16 protein-coding genes and 1 tRNA gene are annotated in these 15,452 nt (G+C 70.0%); 8 read left to right on the plus strand and 9 right to left on the minus strand.

The genetic code is table 11. The features are described from left to right. Positions 1-13 precede the first annotated feature (13 nt). The 3 genes from OG488_RS11315 to OG488_RS11325 all read right to left on the minus strand — a co-directional run bounded on the left by OG488_RS11315 (position 14) and on the right by OG488_RS11325 (position 1,122). On the minus strand, positions 14-442 hold the full coding sequence (locus OG488_RS11315; RefSeq protein WP_329228369.1) for a DUF7144 family membrane protein: 429 nt from the start codon (positions 440-442) through the stop codon (positions 14-16). A 114-nt stretch (positions 443-556) separates the two neighbouring features. Further along, positions 557-901, minus strand: coding sequence for a hypothetical protein (locus OG488_RS11320; RefSeq protein ID WP_329228370.1), 345 nt, complete (start codon positions 899-901; stop codon positions 557-559). Positions 902-906: 5 nt separating this feature from the next. Then, complete coding sequence (locus tag OG488_RS11325) at positions 907-1,122, minus strand: hypothetical protein (RefSeq protein WP_329228372.1); 216 nt, start codon at positions 1,120-1,122, stop codon at positions 907-909. A 215-nt stretch (positions 1,123-1,337) separates the two neighbouring features. Here OG488_RS11325 and OG488_RS11330 point away from each other — a divergent pair, with 215 nt between their 5' ends. The 3 genes from OG488_RS11330 to OG488_RS11340 all read left to right on the plus strand — a co-directional run bounded on the left by OG488_RS11330 (position 1,338) and on the right by OG488_RS11340 (position 3,094). Beyond that, positions 1,338-1,850, plus strand: coding sequence for a hypothetical protein (locus OG488_RS11330; RefSeq protein WP_329228374.1), 513 nt, complete (start codon positions 1,338-1,340; stop codon positions 1,848-1,850). An 83-nt stretch (positions 1,851-1,933) separates the two neighbouring features. Continuing rightward, entirely contained in the window at positions 1,934-2,491 is a 558-nt protein-coding gene (locus tag OG488_RS11335) for a flavoprotein (RefSeq protein ID WP_329228375.1), read from the plus strand. A gap of 57 nt (positions 2,492-2,548) precedes the next feature. Next, entirely contained in the window at positions 2,549-3,094 is a 546-nt protein-coding gene (locus OG488_RS11340) for an MOSC domain-containing protein (RefSeq protein WP_329228377.1), read from the plus strand. Positions 3,095-3,378: 284 nt separating this feature from the next. On the opposite strand, the gene OG488_RS11345 is transcribed toward OG488_RS11340, so the two are convergent. Both OG488_RS11345 and OG488_RS11350 read right to left on the minus strand, forming a co-directional pair. Then, positions 3,379-4,539, minus strand: coding sequence for a tyrosinase family protein (locus tag OG488_RS11345; protein WP_329228378.1), 1,161 nt, complete (start codon positions 4,537-4,539; stop codon positions 3,379-3,381). Positions 4,540-5,951: 1,412 nt separating this feature from the next. Then, a complete protein-coding gene (locus OG488_RS11350; protein WP_329228380.1) occupies positions 5,952-6,500 on the minus strand; it encodes a DUF6313 family protein in 549 nt (182 codons plus the stop codon). A 407-nt stretch (positions 6,501-6,907) separates the two neighbouring features. Here OG488_RS11350 and OG488_RS11355 point away from each other — a divergent pair, with 407 nt between their 5' ends. Then, a complete protein-coding gene (locus OG488_RS11355) occupies positions 6,908-7,612 on the plus strand; it encodes a tyrosine-type recombinase/integrase (RefSeq protein ID WP_329228382.1) in 705 nt (234 codons plus the stop codon). 93 nt (positions 7,613-7,705) lie between these two features. Here the strand turns inward: OG488_RS11355 and OG488_RS11360 are convergent. Continuing rightward, a tRNA-Val gene (locus OG488_RS11360) sits at positions 7,706-7,780 on the minus strand. A gap of 196 nt (positions 7,781-7,976) precedes the next feature. Between OG488_RS11360 and OG488_RS11365 the strand changes: the two genes are divergently transcribed. The 4 genes from OG488_RS11365 (at position 7,977) to OG488_RS11380 (ending at position 11,183) form a co-directional block, all read left to right on the plus strand. Then, positions 7,977-8,771 (plus strand): DUF4097 family beta strand repeat-containing protein, encoded by a 795-nt coding sequence (locus OG488_RS11365; protein WP_329228384.1) that lies wholly within the window; start codon positions 7,977-7,979, stop codon positions 8,769-8,771. Positions 8,772-8,841: 70 nt separating this feature from the next. Next, positions 8,842-10,209, plus strand: coding sequence for a hypothetical protein (locus tag OG488_RS11370; protein ID WP_329228386.1), 1,368 nt, complete (start codon positions 8,842-8,844; stop codon positions 10,207-10,209). Positions 10,210-10,355: 146 nt separating this feature from the next. After that, a complete protein-coding gene (locus tag OG488_RS11375) occupies positions 10,356-10,943 on the plus strand; it encodes a DUF4383 domain-containing protein (RefSeq protein WP_329228388.1) in 588 nt (195 codons plus the stop codon). A 9-nt stretch (positions 10,944-10,952) separates the two neighbouring features. After that, complete coding sequence (locus OG488_RS11380) at positions 10,953-11,183, plus strand: FmdB family zinc ribbon protein (protein ID WP_329228390.1); 231 nt, start codon at positions 10,953-10,955, stop codon at positions 11,181-11,183. 124 nt (positions 11,184-11,307) lie between these two features. Here the strand turns inward: OG488_RS11380 and OG488_RS11385 are convergent, their stop codons facing one another. The 3 genes from OG488_RS11385 to OG488_RS11395 all read right to left on the minus strand — a co-directional run bounded on the left by OG488_RS11385 (position 11,308) and on the right by OG488_RS11395 (position 15,399). Beyond that, positions 11,308-11,970: an O-methyltransferase gene (locus OG488_RS11385; RefSeq protein WP_329228392.1), complete on the minus strand. Its 663-nt coding sequence runs from the start codon at positions 11,968-11,970 to the stop codon at positions 11,308-11,310. A 67-nt stretch (positions 11,971-12,037) separates the two neighbouring features. Beyond that, positions 12,038-12,946, minus strand: a complete 909-nt coding sequence (locus OG488_RS11390; RefSeq protein ID WP_329228394.1) for an HAD family hydrolase — start codon at positions 12,944-12,946, stop codon at positions 12,038-12,040. After that, positions 12,943-15,399, minus strand: coding sequence for a phosphoribosyltransferase (locus tag OG488_RS11395; protein WP_329238580.1), 2,457 nt, complete (start codon positions 15,397-15,399; stop codon positions 12,943-12,945). Before OG488_RS11395 ends, OG488_RS11390 begins: the two co-directional genes overlap by 4 nt. Positions 15,400-15,452: the final 53 nt, after the last annotated feature.

A 15,452-nucleotide genomic window follows, 5' to 3' on the forward strand; every position in this document is an offset into this window, starting at 1 on the left:
CCCCGGGTTCACGTCAGATGACCGGCTTCGCCCGGTGGGCGCACAGGGCCCAGATCACGAAGGTGTCGAGCGCGACGGAGATGATCGCCCACACCGGCTGGTACGGCAGCCAGACGAAGTTGGCGATCAGGTTCAGCGCGGCGAGCCCGATCCCCACGCCCCAGGCCCAGGCCGCGCCCTTGAGGATGCCCCACCCGACGAACACCAGGATCACGCCGAGGACGAGGTGGATCCATCCCCAGGCGGTGATGTCGAATTTGAACGTGTAGTTGTTGATGCGCGTGTACACGTCGTCGGACGCGATGCCCGCGATCCCCTTGACGATGGAGAGGATGCCGTCGACGAGGAGCAGGACCCCCGCGAACATCACCCCGCCGGCAGCCCAGGGCCCGCCGGGGTCCGAGGGCCGCGAGGTGCCGGGTGCGGATGCTGACTGGGCCATGGGACTCCTCCACTCGACGAACCACCCCGCAGTACAGCGGGCAGATCCGACCCTGTGCGCCCGTCTCCCCCACCACGACCCCGACGCACCCGTTCGGGTGACGGCACACCCTGCTCAGGGCGCTCCCACGGTGACGACCTGGCCCTGGGCGTCCACGGTGAGCGCGGCCCGCTCGACCTTGTTCGTCACCGCCAGGACCGCCCACACCACGCCCCAGACGCAGCACGAGAAGACCGTCAGGAAGGCGTGCAGCACATGGTTGACGGGCTGACCGCGCACCAGCACCGCCTGGCTCCCCGACCGCGACTCCACCCGCCACCCGGCCGCCACCCGCCGGCTCACGACCCAGTCGAGGATCAGACCCCGCTGCGTGGCGTCGGGAGCTCCTCCGCCCGCCCCGTAGTAGCCGGGGGGCGGCTCGAGCGACGCCTCGGGCCGGTGTGCTCCACGACGCCTCACGGGGCTCACCTCCAGGTGTCGAGATCTCCGCCTCGCCACTCGATCAACTCCGGCTGGTCCAGATCGATCTCGTCGACCCCCTGGGCGAACCCGGCACGCCGCAGGAACGAGGCCACGTCCCCGCGCCCGTGCGCCAGCCCGACGATCTGCCCACGCACGGTGACCCGCCGCCCACCGGTCGGCGAGGGCGGATAGACGATCACAGGCGGATGTCCGGACATGCCTCCACGGTCCCCCGCACCCCGCCCCCGCGCATCCTGGGGCATGCGGGGGCGGCCGGGGGCCGGGACCGTTGCCTTCCAGCACAGCCGGCATCGATCCCCGGAGCCGGCGGCTCACCGTGGCTGCCAGACGCCCGGACGGAACGTGCGACTGATTCCCGGCCCTGGTCATGGCCTGTTGGACTCCCTGACGCCGGACTGGTTAGGTCGCCTGCATGAGCGCCGCCATAGCCGCCATGATCACCGCAGTCTTCGGAGTGCTCGGCACACTCTTCGCCCCGGTACTCACGCACCGGGTGACGAGCCGTCAGCGTATGTCGGAGCAGCAAGTAGAGGAAAGGCGGCGGCTCTTCGAGGAACGGCGTGCCGCCTACATCTCGATGAACCGGGCGACCGGCCACTTCCACACCCTCCTCAAGGACGCCCTGCACCGCACGCGCGACGGGGTCTACACCGACGACGACCGGGACCGTCTGGAGGAGGGCCGGCGCGACTACCGCGACCGGTACGCCGAGGCCCAGATGATCGTCCCCGAAACCGTCCTCGACGCCTCCCGCGAGCTCAACGTGGTCCTCGCCGGGACGGACGCCGCGCTCAAGCGCATCGACCGCGGGCTGCCCCGAGACGGCGAGACGGCCGATCAGCTGCTCGTGGACCTCAAGGCAGCGGATCCGAAGCTCTCCGCCATGCGCCGCATCATGCGCCAGGACCTCGGCGTCCCGGACTGACGCCCCGCCGCGGCCGTGGTCCGTCTCTTCTGCTGTACTGCCGGCCTGGAAGACGGACGGCGCAGAGTGGAGGAACGGTGAGCGTGGGCAGCCGCGGAGTGCTGGGAGTCGTGGGTACGGCGACGGACGGAGTCGAGCAGCTGCGCAGCGGCCTGGTCGAGCCGGCCATCGCCCTGGGCTGGCAGGTGGCCGTGACACTCACCCCCACCGCAGGCCGGTGGCTGAGGGCGGCCGACGGCGAGCTGGACCGGCTGGAGTCGCTGACCGGCCTGCCGGTACGCGATGCACCCCGCCTGCCGGCCGAGCCCCGTCCCCACCCCGTCGCGGACTGCTACGTCGTCGCACCGGCGAGCGCGAACTACGTGGCCAAACTGGCCACGGGGATCGCCGACAACCAGGCGCTGACGCAGGTGAGCGAGGCACTGGGCACGGTCGGAGTCCCGGTCGTGGTGTTCCCGCGGATCAACGCGGCCCACGCACGGCACCCCGCGTGGGAGGGCCACATCGAGGCGCTGCGGAGGGCAGGCGTGGAGCTGGTCCACGGACCCGACGTCTGGCCCCTGCACGAACCCCGCCAGGAGCCGACGCGAGAACCTCCGTGGACCGCGATCCTGGACCGTCTCACCGCCCTTTCCGCCTGACGCGGAGCTTCCCTAGGATGGCGCGCGACGTACGGGGACCAACAGGCGGGGTGGGACATGACAGGCCGGGTCACAGCGGTGAGCGGCAACGCGACGTACTCGTTCAGCAAGCCCAACCGCGAGTCCGTGACGCTGCTCGCCGGACTGGGTGTCGAAGGGGACGTCCACGCGGGCGAGACGATCCGCCACCAGTTCCGCATGACCTACGAGCCGGACCTGCCCAACCTGCGTCAGGTCCACCTGATGCACGAGGAGCTCTTCGACGAACTCGCCCTCAAGGGCTACGCCGTCGCCGCGGGCCAACTCGGGGAGAACATCACCACCCGGGACATCGACCTGCTCGGGCTCCCCACCGGCACCCTGCTGCACCTCGGCGAGCAGGCGGTGGTGGAGGTGACGGGCCTGCGCAACCCGTGCGCGAAGATCAACGACTTCCGCCAGGGCCTGCTCGGAGAGGTCTTCACCATCGATCCGGCCTCAGGAAACTTCACGTTCAAGTCCGGCATCATGGCCGTGGTCCGCCACGGCGGCCCGGTCCGCCCCCAGGACACCATCGGGATCGAACTTCCGCAGGGACCGCACCGGCCGCTCGAACGCGTCTGACCGGTCACGCCGCGCCGCAGCCGGGAGCGAGTGCGCCTCAGCCACCCGTCCAAGGCGGTGGAGGGTGACCACATCAGGGTCCCCACGATCCAGGAGATCCTCTTGCCGGCCTCGTCACCTCACACCCCGACGCCACCGCACGAACGACCTTGATGCCCCGGGCCGCGACTGCTCCGACCGTCTTGTGCTGCGGACCAGCAAGACGGACGCCGAGTGGAGGGGGCGACAGAGGCCCCCGCCGCGGCGAAGCGACGGGGGCTCGTCTCCCGCTGTCGCTGGTCCCGTCAGACCATCACATCACGGGAGGACCGCCAGGCGATCGCCCCGGACAAGCCGGTGACCTCCAAAGCTCCGTCCCCCGTCAGCCGAAGACGGTTGCCGCGCCCGTCGATGCCCAGGTTCCACACCCGCTGCCCGTCGGCGTCGTCGATGGTGAGATCGCCGTTCATCTGCATGACGCACATTCCGGGCGACCTGCGCTGTGTCCGGGACGACCACCGCGGGGTACGTTCGCCGTCCTGATACAGGACCAGGTTCCCGTCGGTCTCGTAGACGAGCCGGTACCGGCCGCCCCCCGCGCTGATCGAGTCACCGCTGCGCAGGGTGTCCCCGGGGTGCATGTGATCGCCCTGGGCCGTGGGGTTCTCGGTGTCGTAGACGTAGCCCAGGCGACGGTGGTCGAGCACCGCACTCACCCGCACGTTCGACCACGGGGGCATCAGGTCGTTGACGTTCTGCCCCTGCGGGCCGCCGCTCTGCGGGAGGTACACCTCGTTCGGGTGCTGCTGCTGCCACTTGACCCAGAGCCGATCGATGTTGCAGTGATGCAGCCAGAACACAGGGTCGTTGGGCGAACTGGTGAGTTCCATGTTGCCTCCGATCCACCGATGGACCCTGTTGTGGATGTCCGGCGTTATCACGCCTTCCAAGGATTTACGGAAGCTTTCGCTCACCCCCTCCCACGGCGCACTGTCGTACGGCGTCATCGCGAGGCAGCCGGTCACATCATCTGCTGTCGGCAGGTGGTCCATGTCGGCACCGAACTGCCTTCTGAGGAACGAAGGAATCTCCCGAGTGGGATCGATGCAGGACCAGCCGTTACTGACGGCGAACGGGCCGGTCATCACCCGGTCGTCGCTCTCCCTGCCGTTGCCGCCCATGAAGTAGTCGGCCCAGGGATCTCCGTTGCCCGTCCAGTCCCAGTACGGGATGGTGAGCGTCTCCTGGCCAGGCGCGGTCGGCAGTGCCGCCTCGAAGATCCGGACGAACTCCCGGTGCCAGGGCAGGAAGGTGGGGACGTGGTGGTAGAAGTTCGCACCTTCCGTGTGTGCCTTGATGAACTGGTCGTAGTCACCTCGGGACTTTACGTTCCACACCGCTGTGACAAACAGCCGCTTCTGGTCCTCGGACAGCAGGGCCTGGTTCCTGCGTACAAGTTGGGCCATGGTGCGCCTCTCAACGTTCGGCCGGATGGGTGAATCCCCTCGTCCAACGTCGGATCGCAGCCGACTCGCCGCCACCCGGCGTACGCCATTCGGGTGACTTCGCCCGACAGGCAGCCACAGGCAGCTGTCGGCCCGCAGTTCGCCTCCTGCCGGACCTATCCAGTCGTGGGCGCGCGCCTGCGGCAGCAGAGCCGGCGACGTATGTGGCACGACGCCTGGTGGGCGGAGGCAATCCGCAGCCGGCCACGTCCTCGCGGTCACCCGTGTTCACCAACTCGTGACCCAGACAGATAGGTTGCGGGCCGACGTACTGGCCAGGAAACAGCCGAGAGGAGCCTGTCAGAAGCTCTCCGCAGGCATCGGCGCCCACGGGCACCGCTCCTACAACCCGGCTCTGGCCGACGTTGCCGACGACCAGTCCGGTCGGTCACCACCGTCCGATCGTTCGCTGTAACCGCAACAACGGCGCACTCGCCTTAAATCGCCGCTACTCAGCCGCCCCGATTCCGCCGGGCACGCTGCTGCGGGTGGCCGGGCGAAGATGGATGGTCGAGGAGACCTTCCATGCCTCCAAGGGCCAGGCAGGCTGGACGAACACCAGGTCAGACGCTGGATGTCCTGGCACTGCTGGCACCAGCCGAGGCCCGGTCAGGTGAGTACGTCCATCGCCGTCACGACCAGGCCCGCGCCGGCCCCGTACACCACGGTCTGCCGTATCTGCTCGAACATGTGCAGATAGTGTCTCGCGCGGCCGCTCCTCCCATGGTGCCCCCATGGGGTTGATGCCGGGCGAAACCGCAGGGAGAGGACGCCGGCCGACAGAAGGGTGCTATTTTCCACGGTGGGCACGGACGGTTTCGAATGGCCGACATCTGCCTTGCAAGTTCGTCCGGGCACGAGGCGCACGTGGAGACCACTTCAGAAGGCAGCCCCAGACGCGCCTCGCGTGAACGTCTATGACTGCACTCCTGTGAGACGTTGCCGTCAAGAAGTGCAGTCACGTCTGAGGCTGTTTCCCCTTCACCTCCTAGCGGTGCAAGGTCAGAAGGGTGGCTCACGCCGTCGTCGAGGCTCCCCCAATGGATGATCAGGGTCGGGTGGCGGCTCGGACCCAGGAGGCCGGAACGGCAGTTCCGGACCTTCTTCTGGTCTCGACCAAGTCCTCCACCAAGCAGTAGGCCCGTTGGGAAGTGACTGCCGGTCTGCCAGCTCCGGGGCCGGTGCACCTGAGACAACAAGCAGATCCAACAACATTCTTCGCGTCAGGGCTTGGTCAAGGTGCTCCGCAACACCTTCCGCTCCCCACCGAACCACAAGTTCCGCCGCCCTTGACAGACCTTCGGCTGAGGCACCAGGGAAGGCGAGAGCGAGAGACGCCCTCACGATCTCAACTGCGTCTTCTGCCCGCACGCCTAGCGCCTCCGCTCACACACGATGCAAATACCCATCTGGGCGGTGATCACCAATGCTAGGTGTGCCGTGTCTTTGGCCTGCTTCAGGCATTCGTGTCGGTCCAGGTGAGCAAACTGCTGAGTGGAGAGGACATCACGTATGAAAACCTCCCAGTGATCTTGTGCTCGGCTCCAGTCGTTCCGATGGGCTACCCGCACCCAGGCATCAACGAAGTTCTGCTGCGCGTAGGTGCCGTGAAAATATCCGAGCAGGTCAGGAATGCGGCCGGGTGGCTTGAGCCGCTGCCCCCAGGTGCGTCGACGGAACAGCCTCTCGGTGGAGATGGCCTTAACACTGCTGATGCGCTGCGCAATGACATGGCCAGCAACGCCGCCGATAATTGCCGGCACGAGCAGCCAGCCGAGGATGGACGGTAGCCAAAGCGCAAGGCGGTTAGGCGGGTCAATCAGCGTGAAGGCTCTGTAGACCGCTTTGGCTGATGTCGCACTAGCTGCGTACATGAAGAGAAGCGTCGCGCCGAAGGCGAGCGGCACGCCCCAGTCGATCACCCACTGAGTCAGACCCTTGAGCGCCTTTCTCGACCGCCTGACGCGGCGCAACTTCCTCACAAGTCCGCTCTTGCCAGGTGCCAGTTTGAGGTCAGGCGGAATCGGAAGTGGTCCCCCTGGCACAGTGTCCCCCGATCTACTGGGCACGCAGTAGTGCAGCCGATGCTGCGGCGTGCCCTGGTGAACGGGATTCTGCATCAAGAACGGAAGCTAAGCCAACTAGCCAGGGAGAGAGGGGAGTCGGTCGCACTATCCTTGCGAGGAAGCCGCCGTCACCCACTTCCGGATGGAGTCCGCCTGCCAGAACTCCGGGCTTCGACAAGATCCGTCGCTGGCGTGCCGGCCTCCTGGAGTCCGGTGTCGGTGAGCCGACGGTAGCCAAGGCGTATCAGATCCTCCGCGCCATCATGAACACTGCGGTCGACGACGAGGTGATCCAGCGCAACCCCTGCCGCATCAAGGGCGCTGGGGCGGCCAAGACAGCCGAGCGGCCGTTTCTCGATGTCACCGAGGTCTTCCAGCTCGCCGACGCCGTGTCGGCGCGCTTCCGGGTGTTCATCCTCTTGGCAGCCTTCACCGGCCTCCGCTTCGGGGAGCTCGCTGCGCTCCAGCGCCATGACGTCGACCTTGAGCGGCGGACCGTCGCCGTACGACGTGCCCTGGCCGAGACTCGCACGGACGGCATCCTGGTCAAGGCACCCAAGAGTGCTGCAGGTGTGCGGACCGTCGCCTTCCCGGCCTCGCTGACGGAGAGCCTGGCTGCTCACCTCGCGGCCTACGCCGAGCCGGGCCGCACCGGGCTGGTCTTCACGGGAGCGAGAGGCGGACAGCTTCGCCGGAACAACTTCCGCCGCCTGTGGCTCCGGGCCCTGGAGACGACCGGTCTGGGAGACGTCCACTTCCACGATCTGCGCCACACCGGGAACACCCTCGCCGCAACCGGCGGCGCGACCACCCGTGAGCTGATGCAGCGGATGGGGCACTCTTCGGTGCGTGCCGCGCTGATTTATCAGCACCTGGTGAACGGCCGTGACCACACCATCGCGGCGCACGTCGACGAGCAGATCCGGAAGGTCCGGCCGGCAGGGTTCGACGAAGCATCTGGCACGTAACTGGCACGACGCCTCTCCCCAGCCTCCGCGGCTGCGGAACGAACAAGGCCCAGGCTCCCCGGTTCTGTACCGGTGACCTGGGCCTTCGTCGACTGGTGGGCGCGGACGGTTTCGAACCGCCGACATCTGCTTTGTAAGAGCAGCGCTCTACCCCTGAGCTACGCACCCGTGGATGAGGCAACAGGTTACATGGCCCACGGCCTCCCGCGGCAATCCGGTCGGGCCCGCCCCGACGCTCCCCCGGGCCCCGGAGGATACGGGGGATATCCCCACCCCGGAGACGGTAGCCGTCCGGATCGTTCCGGGGGTGGGCGCGTACATACGGTGGAGCCACATCGGCAGCGCTCTCAGGGGGACTCGCATCATGACCATCCGCACACGACGCACCCGACGTACCCGACGCACCAACACCACCCTCGTGGCCACCGCCGGGACCGTGCTCCTCGTGGCCGCGCTCAGCGGCTGTGGCAGTGCTGATGCGGAGGACGCGCCCGCCGAGCACAAGTCGTTCGCCTTCAGTGGGAAGGCGCTCAGCATCGACGCCGAGAACTCGACCCTCAGCCTGGTGCCTGCCGACGTGGAGCAGATCGAGGTGACCCGCCGGGTCGACGGGTGGGTCGTGCTGGGCAGTGGGCCGGACCCCGTGTGGAAGCTCGAGGGGGACACGCTGCGGCTCGAGGTGAAGTGCCGGGCGATGATCAGCAACTGTGAAGCGCACCACGAGGTGAAGGTGCCCCGCGGGCTGGCGCTGACCGTCGAAGGGGACAACGGGAAGGTCTCCGCGACCGGCTTCACCACTCCGCTCAAGATCTCCGCCGACAACGGGGGTGTCGACGTGCGTGACGTCTCCGGGCCGCTGGAGCTGAACAGCGACAACGGCTCCGTCGAGGCCCAGCGGATCTCGGGGAGCTCCGTGGTCGCACGCTCGGACAACGGGTCGGTCCAGCTCGGATTCACCCGGGTCCCGGATCTGGTGGACACCGTCAGTGACAACGGCAGCATCTCCATCGATCTGCCCGCCGGGAAGAGCGCGTACGCGGTGTCCGCGCAGGCCGACAACGGTGAGGTCTCCGTCGACGTGCCCCGCAGCGACACCAGCGGGCACGTCGTGAAGGCGCGCAGCGACAACGGTGAAGTCACTGTCCGAAGTGCGAACTAACCGGCCCGTGCGTTCGTCCTTACTGGTGGGAGAATGAACCCGGCAGGGCGAATCGGCACGGGAGAGGGATGTGACGGCGACACACACGCGGCCGCAGGCGAAAGCGAGTGTTGGTTCCGCCGTCAGGGACGTCCTGGTGCTGATGCTGCTGCCGGTCCCGCTGATCGTCTCGGTGCTGCCGGGTGCCGTCGCGGGCGGAGGCACGCGCCGCTGGTTCGGGGGCCGGGGGGAGAATCAGCGGGCCGACGCGCAGGCTGCGAAGGACGCGGCGGCCGAGGCCTTCTACGAGCTGGACACCGCTCAGCGTGATCTGCAGATCTCGATCGAGACCATCACCGCCGTGGACAGTTCTCCCCGCGCCCGCAAGGTGGCGGAGGACTTCGCGGCGCTGGGCCGGCGGATCGACGAGGTCAGCCACACGTACATCACCGCGGTCGACGCCCACGACCTCGACCGTGACGACCTGGAGCCCTCGGTGGCGGCCGGTGCGCGGACCCAGCTGACCCGGGCCAAGGACGAGCTCGTCCAGGTGAAGGGGGAGCTCGACCGGTTCGCCCAGGGGCTGGGGTCGCTCCTCAGCAGCGCGGAGACACAGCTCGCGCGGCTCGCCCCCGCCGTGGAGCGGGCCCGTCAGGCGCTGCTCGCCGCGAGCAACGCGCTCGACGCGGTGCGCGCCTCCGGGCTCCGGGCGGATGATCTCGCGGCGCGCCTCGCGGCTCTCGCCCCCGAGCTGACCAAGCTCAACCAGGGCGCGGGGCGGCACGGCGTGGCTGAGACGTTGCAGCGCGCGGATCAGGTGCTGCGCGACGCCGAGGCGGTGCGGGCGGAGGCGGACCGGCTTCCCGAGCGGGCCGCCGAGATCGACCGCAGGCTGGTGTCGCTGCGCACGCGGGCCCAGGCGCTGACGACGCGCGCCGGGCAGGTCGAGCCGGTGCTCAGCGAGCTCCGACGGCGGTTCTCCGCTGCCTGCTGGCAGGACCTGCAGCCGGTTCCCGAGCAGGCCGCGGTGAACGTCCGGCAGGCGGAGGCGAAGCTGGCGGAGGCGGCCGAGGCACGGTCCGAGCAGCGCTGGCCCGACGCGACCTCGCGGCTGAGTACGGTCCGGGCGCTGCTCAACACGACCGATGAGGCGGTGTCCGCCGCAGGGGACCGGCTGCGGCGGCTGGACACCGTGGCGAAGAATCCGCAGGCGGAGATCGACCGCACCCGGTTCGCGATCCGGGACGCCCAGCGCCTCGCCATGGCCGGGCGCAACACGCCCGATCCGCGCCATGCCCGCCCTCTGGACGACGCCGTGGCCCGGCTTGACCGGGGGATCGTCGCCCTCGACGGGCGCCACCCGGACTACTGGCACTTCCTCACCGAGACCGAGGACGTCCGGCAGGCGGTGAACCGGGTGGTCTCCGCGATCCGCGAGGAGCTGGGCGGCGGCGCCTGAGCGGGCCCCGCCCGAGCCGGAGTGGCAGGACCCCGGGCCGGCCGAGAAGGGCTGAGTTGTCCCCAAGGGTCGACGGGCCGATCCTGGTAGTACGCAGCGGCTTCCGCTGACGCGTCCCTGGCCGCCCGCGGCCGAAGGAGGCCGTCATGGCCACACACGTCCTGCATCCCACCGGCCGGCGTCGCAAGCCCGCCCGTCGCAAGAGCGCTCCCCTCGACGAACACCTGCCCGTCGACCACCGCCTCAGCAAGGTCTACCGGGTGGGGGCGGGCCTGATGGGGCTGCTGCTCCTCGCCTTCGGCATCCTCGGGCTCATCGACCGTATCGGCTTCTTCGACACCGGCGGCGACACGGTGGGGGGCCTCAACACCAACGGCGCGCTGAGCATCCTGTCCATCTGCGTCGGGCTGTTGCTCTTCGTCGGCATGGTCGTCGGAGGCAACTTCGCCTCGACCCTGAACATGGTCCTGGGCATCGCCTTCATCCTCAGCGGCTTCGTGAACCTGGCCCTGCTGGACACCGGCATGAACTTCCTGGCCTTCGAGATGCAGAACGTGCTGTTCAGCTTCATCGCCGGGCTGTTGCTGATGATGTTCGGCATGTACGGGCGGGTCAGCGGCGGCCTGCCCCACGACAATCCGTACTGGCGGGCCCGCCATCCCGAGCAGGTCGCGAGGGAGGAGCGCCGCGAACGTGCTCCGATGCCCGAGGTCACGCAGGCGAAGAGGCTCTAATCTGGGGCCATGCCCCGTTACGAGTACCGCTGCCGCCCCTGCGGCGAGACGTTCGAGCTCAGCCGCCCCATGGCCGAGTCATCCGACCCCGCCTCCTGCCCCGCCGGGCACGAGGACACCGTGAAGCTGCTCTCCACCGTGGCCGTGGGTGGCTCGGGCTCGTCCTCCTCCGCCGTTCCCGCCCCGTCGTCGGCCGGGGGCGGAGGCGGCGGCTGCTGCGGTGGCGGTTGCTGCGGCTGACACGGTCGACGCGGCGGCCGGGATCACGCCGTCGAAACCATGACGTGGAGCCGGCCGGGCGCCCCGCCCGGCCGGTGACTCAGCCCCGCCCAGCCGGTCACTCAGCCCCGTCGTGCCCGCCCCGTCACTGCTTCCGTCGCGAGAGCGTGAGCCCGTCCGACACCGTCAGCAGCACGCTGTCCATCCGGGGGTCGGCGGCCACATGGTCGTTGAACCCCCGGATGGCCGCCGCGCCCCCGGTGGCCAGCGGATCCGTGACGCCGCCGTGGAAGAGCACGTTGTCGGTGACGACGAGCCCGCCGGGACGCATCCGCGGGACGAGCTCCTCCCAGTACGCGATGTAGCTGTCCTTGTCCGCGTCCAGGTAGGCCATGTCGATGTGCGGCTCGGCCGGCATCGCGCGCAGGGTGTCGAGCGCCGGTGCGATCCGCAGGTCGATCCGGTCGGCGACGCCCGCCTTCTTCCATGCCTCCCGGCCGTACGCCGTCCACTCCTCGGAGATGTCGCAGGCGATCAGCACCCCGTCCGCGGGTAGTGCCTGGGCCATCGACAGGGCGGAGAAGCCGGTGAAGGTGCCGACCTCCACGACGTGCCGGGCCCCCGTCAGCCGGACCAGGAAGGCGAGCAGCGGCCCCTGCTCCTGCGCGGACTGCATGCCCGCGTGCCCGGGGAGTTCGGCGTAGGTGGTCTCCACGAGCTCGCGCTGCACGTCGTCCAGCGGCGGGTTGTGCGCCAGCGTGTACGCGTAGAGCTCATCGGTGATCTTGGTGGTGTTGCCTCTGGTCATACGCGTCTCCCCTGGTCGTGCGGGCGTGCACCGCTGCTTTCGGGCCGCCCACACTGCCAGAGTTCGATCAGGTGTGCTCGGAGTTGTTCGCGCGTGTCCGGCGACCCGCCACCCGCGGTTCCGCGGCGCGCAGGAAGCGGCGCAGGATCTCCTCGCCGGCGGCACCGCCCTGCTCCCTGAGCACCTCGGTGTTGGGCGCGCCCCAGCCGCAGTCGGCCAGCTCGCCGTGGCCCGGGCGCCACGCCTGGTGGGCGGCGAGCAGCAGGTCGGCGTCCAGGAGGGAGTCACCGGCGGCGAGCGTCAGCGTGGCGCCGCAGCGGCGGGCCACCTCGCGCATGGCCGCGCTCTTGGTGAGCGGCTTGGGTACGGCGTAGATCTTCCGGCCCTGGAGGGAGACGGTCCAGCCCCGGGGGTCGGCCCAGGCGGACAGCTCCTTCACCCAGCCCTCGGGGAGGGCGCCCCGGTCGACGACGAGGTAGGCGAAGAGGTCCTCGGCGACCCGCTCCTTGAGCAGCCAGGAGGAGTCTCCGACGGCCTGGAGATGGGCGCGGACCTCGGCGAGGGTGGCGCATTCGTCGGCGATCCGGCCGGCCACCCGCGCCTGCCAGTCCGGGTCGGAGACACCGTCGACCAGGATGTGTCCGCCGTTCGCGCAGATGGCGTAGTGGGGGGCCGGGCCGGGCAGGTGGATGCGGCCGTACTGCTCCCGGGTCCGGGTCGTGGTCGGGACGAACACCGTGGTGCGGGCCAGTTCGTCGAGGAGTGCGGCGGCGGTCTCCGTCATGTAGCAGAGGGGCGCCCCGCCGTAGACCTCCACGCAGAGCAGGCGCGGTGCCTGCTCGTCGGGCATGGTCAGCTGGAGGGAGGCCGCCGAGTAGATGAGGGTGCGGTCGAGGTCGCTGGCGACCAGTGTCACGGGTGCGTCCACGGCACCGTCCGGCAGGGCGTTCCCGGGCACGTCCACGGTCCCGCTCACTTCGCCGTCACCGCCGTGCCGTCCGCGCCGGTGGCGCCCCGGGTGTACTTGGGGTGGATCAGTCCGACGCAGGTGTACGGGAGGTCTCCGACCTCCTCGACCGGCACGCCGCGCTGTTCGGCGAGCAGGCGTACGTGGTCGAGGTCGGCGCCCGCCCCCCGCTTGGCCAGGATCTTCCAGGGAACGCGGCGCAGCAGCACCCGGGTCGTCTCGCCGACGCCGGGCTTGACCAGGTTCACGTCGTGGATGCCGTACTCCTCGCTGATGCGCTCGACGGCGGCCCAGCCCTCCCAGGTGGGGGCGCGGTCCGCGGCGAGCAGTTCCTTCGCCTCGGCGTCCACGGCGTCCGCCACCTCGTCGAAACGAGCGGCGACGGTGTCGAGGAACAGACCGGAGACATCGGTGCCGGCCAGTTCGCGGTAGAACTTCGCGCCGTGGAAGTCGTGCGGGCCGACCAGGTCGGAACGGAGGACCGTACGCGAGATCAGCCCGGACACCGTGGAGTTGAGGCAGGCGGACGGGATGAGGAAGTCCTCCCGGGTCCCGTACGTCCGTACGCAGCCACCCGGGTCGGCCAGTACGGCGATCTCCGGGTCGAAGCCCTCGAAGTCCTCCAGCGCGGCGGCGAGTTCGCGGGTGATGGCGCCCTTCCCGGTCCAGCCGTCGACGAAGACGACGTCCGCCGGGTCGTGGTGGGCGGCCAGCCAGCGCAGGGCGTTGGCGTCGATGCCGCGGCCCCGGACGATGGAGACCGCGTAGTGCGGCAGGTCGACGCCGTGCCGGTGCTGGGCCCATCGGCGCATGAGGACCCCGACGGGGGTGCCGGCCCGGGCCAGGGAGACCAGGACGGGGCGCGGGCCCCGTTCGGCGAGGACGGTCTCGGTGACGGTGCCCACGGCACGGGCGATCCGGGCCGCCGAGTCGTCGAGGGCCGCCTTGAACAGCTCCTGGTACTGCGGGCTGGGCTGGTATTCGACGGGCAGCGATTCGGCGTAGTGCGCGCCGCCGCTCTGGATGGCTTCCTCGCGCTCCTCGGTGGGGGCCTCCAGGGCCGTGTCCGAGAGGTCCTGGAGCAGCCAGCCGACGTCCTCCGCCGCGTAGGAGGAGAAGGCGGGGCCCCGGAGGGGTTCGGGCAGCATGGTGGCGGCTTCCTGCCTGTCGGAGGCCTTGGCGGAGGCCCGTTCGGTGGTCGTCGGCGGGACGTACGAGGGGACGACCGCGAGCAGCACCTGGCCGGTGTGTCCGGCGAGGCGGGCCAGCAGCCCGTCGGGGGCGTGCAGCGCCGGGGTGTCACCGGCGGAGTCGACGACGGCGACCACGGCGTCGAAGCCCGCGCCCGCGACGTTGTAGGCGTACCGGTCGCCCGGCCCGTCGGAGGGGTCGTCGTGGGCGGGGAAGACGATGCGGCTGCGTATCGCGTAGCCGGGGTCGTCGACGGCGAGCACCGGCGAGCGGGTGGTGGTGGAGTAGCGGACCTCGGCCGCGGTGGCGTCCTCCAGGGCGGTGGCGAGCCGCAGAGGCGCGTACATCAGCTCCTCGAAGCCGAGGACGAGCACCCTGCGGGCGTCGCCCAGGGCGTCGGCGAGGCGGCCGGCCATGGCCGGGAGGGCGGCTTCCAGAGCGGCGCGGTGGACGGGGGTGAAGCCGTGGCGGCCTCCGTCGGGGACGCCGGCCGGCCAGTCGAGGGCGACACGGGCGGGGGCGGACCGGGGCGCGGGGGGCACCGGCGCGGCATGGCCGGCGTCGTGCGCGGCCACCAGGCTCAGGCCCTTCTCCAGGACTCCTTCGGGCAGGCGCACGGTGCCACGGGCCCGGGCGATCAGGTCGACACGGGCGCCGATCTCCTCGGCGAACTCGGCGAGCCGTCCCTGGTCCGCCTCGGACCGCATGTCCACCAGGGCGACGATGACGTACCGGTCACGGGGGTAGCGCGCGTGGAGGGCGCGGATGGTGTTGAGGACCGTGTTGCCGGTGGAGAACTCGTCGTCGACCAGGACCAGCGGTGATCCCTCCGCGCCTGCGGCCAGCAGGTCCGGGTCCTCGGGGAGCAGCAGGTGGGAGGTGGCGTGCGAGTGCGCCTCCTCGAAGCCGCCCGCCTGGGCGACGCCGTCCACCAGGCGGCGGGTCGAGTGGAGGTACGGGGCCACCCCGAGTCCGTCCGCGACGGCGTGGCCGAGGCCCGTCGCCGTCTCCGCGTACCCGAGGACGACGGCGCGGCGGGCCTCCGCCTCGCCCAGCAGGTCCCGCACCCGTTCGCCGAGCTCGTAGCCCACACCGTGGACGACGGACGGCCGCTGCGGCACGTGCTTGCCCAGGACGTTCGACACGAGCAGATGGGCGCGCTTCGGGTTGCGGCGCAGGGCGAGGCCCAGCAGCTCCCGGAGTTCCCCGTCGCCGACGAGTTCGACCCCGAGGCGCCCCGCGACCCAGTCGCCCGACCACTCCGCGTCCACCACGTCCACCACGTCCGCCACGTCCACTGCCTCTTCTTCCCGTATGTGCGGGT

This window comes from Streptomyces sp. NBC_01460 (assembly GCF_036227405.1).
GTDB lineage: Bacteria > Actinomycetota > Actinomycetes > Streptomycetales > Streptomycetaceae > Streptomyces.

Bases quoted from the DNA above. Each gene is read 5' to 3' on its own strand.
- OG488_RS11340 (WP_329228377.1), top strand. From the start codon at position 2,549: ATGACAGGCCGGGTCACAGCGGTGAGCGGCAACGCGACGTACTCGTTC.
- OG488_RS11355 (WP_329228382.1), top strand. From the start codon at position 6,908: ATGAACACTGCGGTCGACGACGAGGTGATCCAGCGCAACCCCTGCCGC.
- OG488_RS11325 (WP_329228372.1), bottom strand. From the start codon at position 1,122: ATGTCCGGACATCCGCCTGTGATCGTCTATCCGCCCTCGCCGACCGGT.
- OG488_RS11380 (WP_329228390.1), top strand. From the start codon at position 10,953: ATGCCCCGTTACGAGTACCGCTGCCGCCCCTGCGGCGAGACGTTCGAG.
- OG488_RS11345 (WP_329228378.1), bottom strand. From the start codon at position 4,539: ATGGCCCAACTTGTACGCAGGAACCAGGCCCTGCTGTCCGAGGACCAG.
- OG488_RS11315 (WP_329228369.1), bottom strand. From the start codon at position 442: ATGGCCCAGTCAGCATCCGCACCCGGCACCTCGCGGCCCTCGGACCCC.
- OG488_RS11385 (WP_329228392.1), bottom strand. From the start codon at position 11,970: ATGACCAGAGGCAACACCACCAAGATCACCGATGAGCTCTACGCGTAC.
- OG488_RS11330 (WP_329228374.1), top strand. From the start codon at position 1,338: ATGAGCGCCGCCATAGCCGCCATGATCACCGCAGTCTTCGGAGTGCTC.
- OG488_RS11375 (WP_329228388.1), top strand. From the start codon at position 10,356: ATGGCCACACACGTCCTGCATCCCACCGGCCGGCGTCGCAAGCCCGCC.
- OG488_RS11365 (WP_329228384.1), top strand. From the start codon at position 7,977: ATGACCATCCGCACACGACGCACCCGACGTACCCGACGCACCAACACC.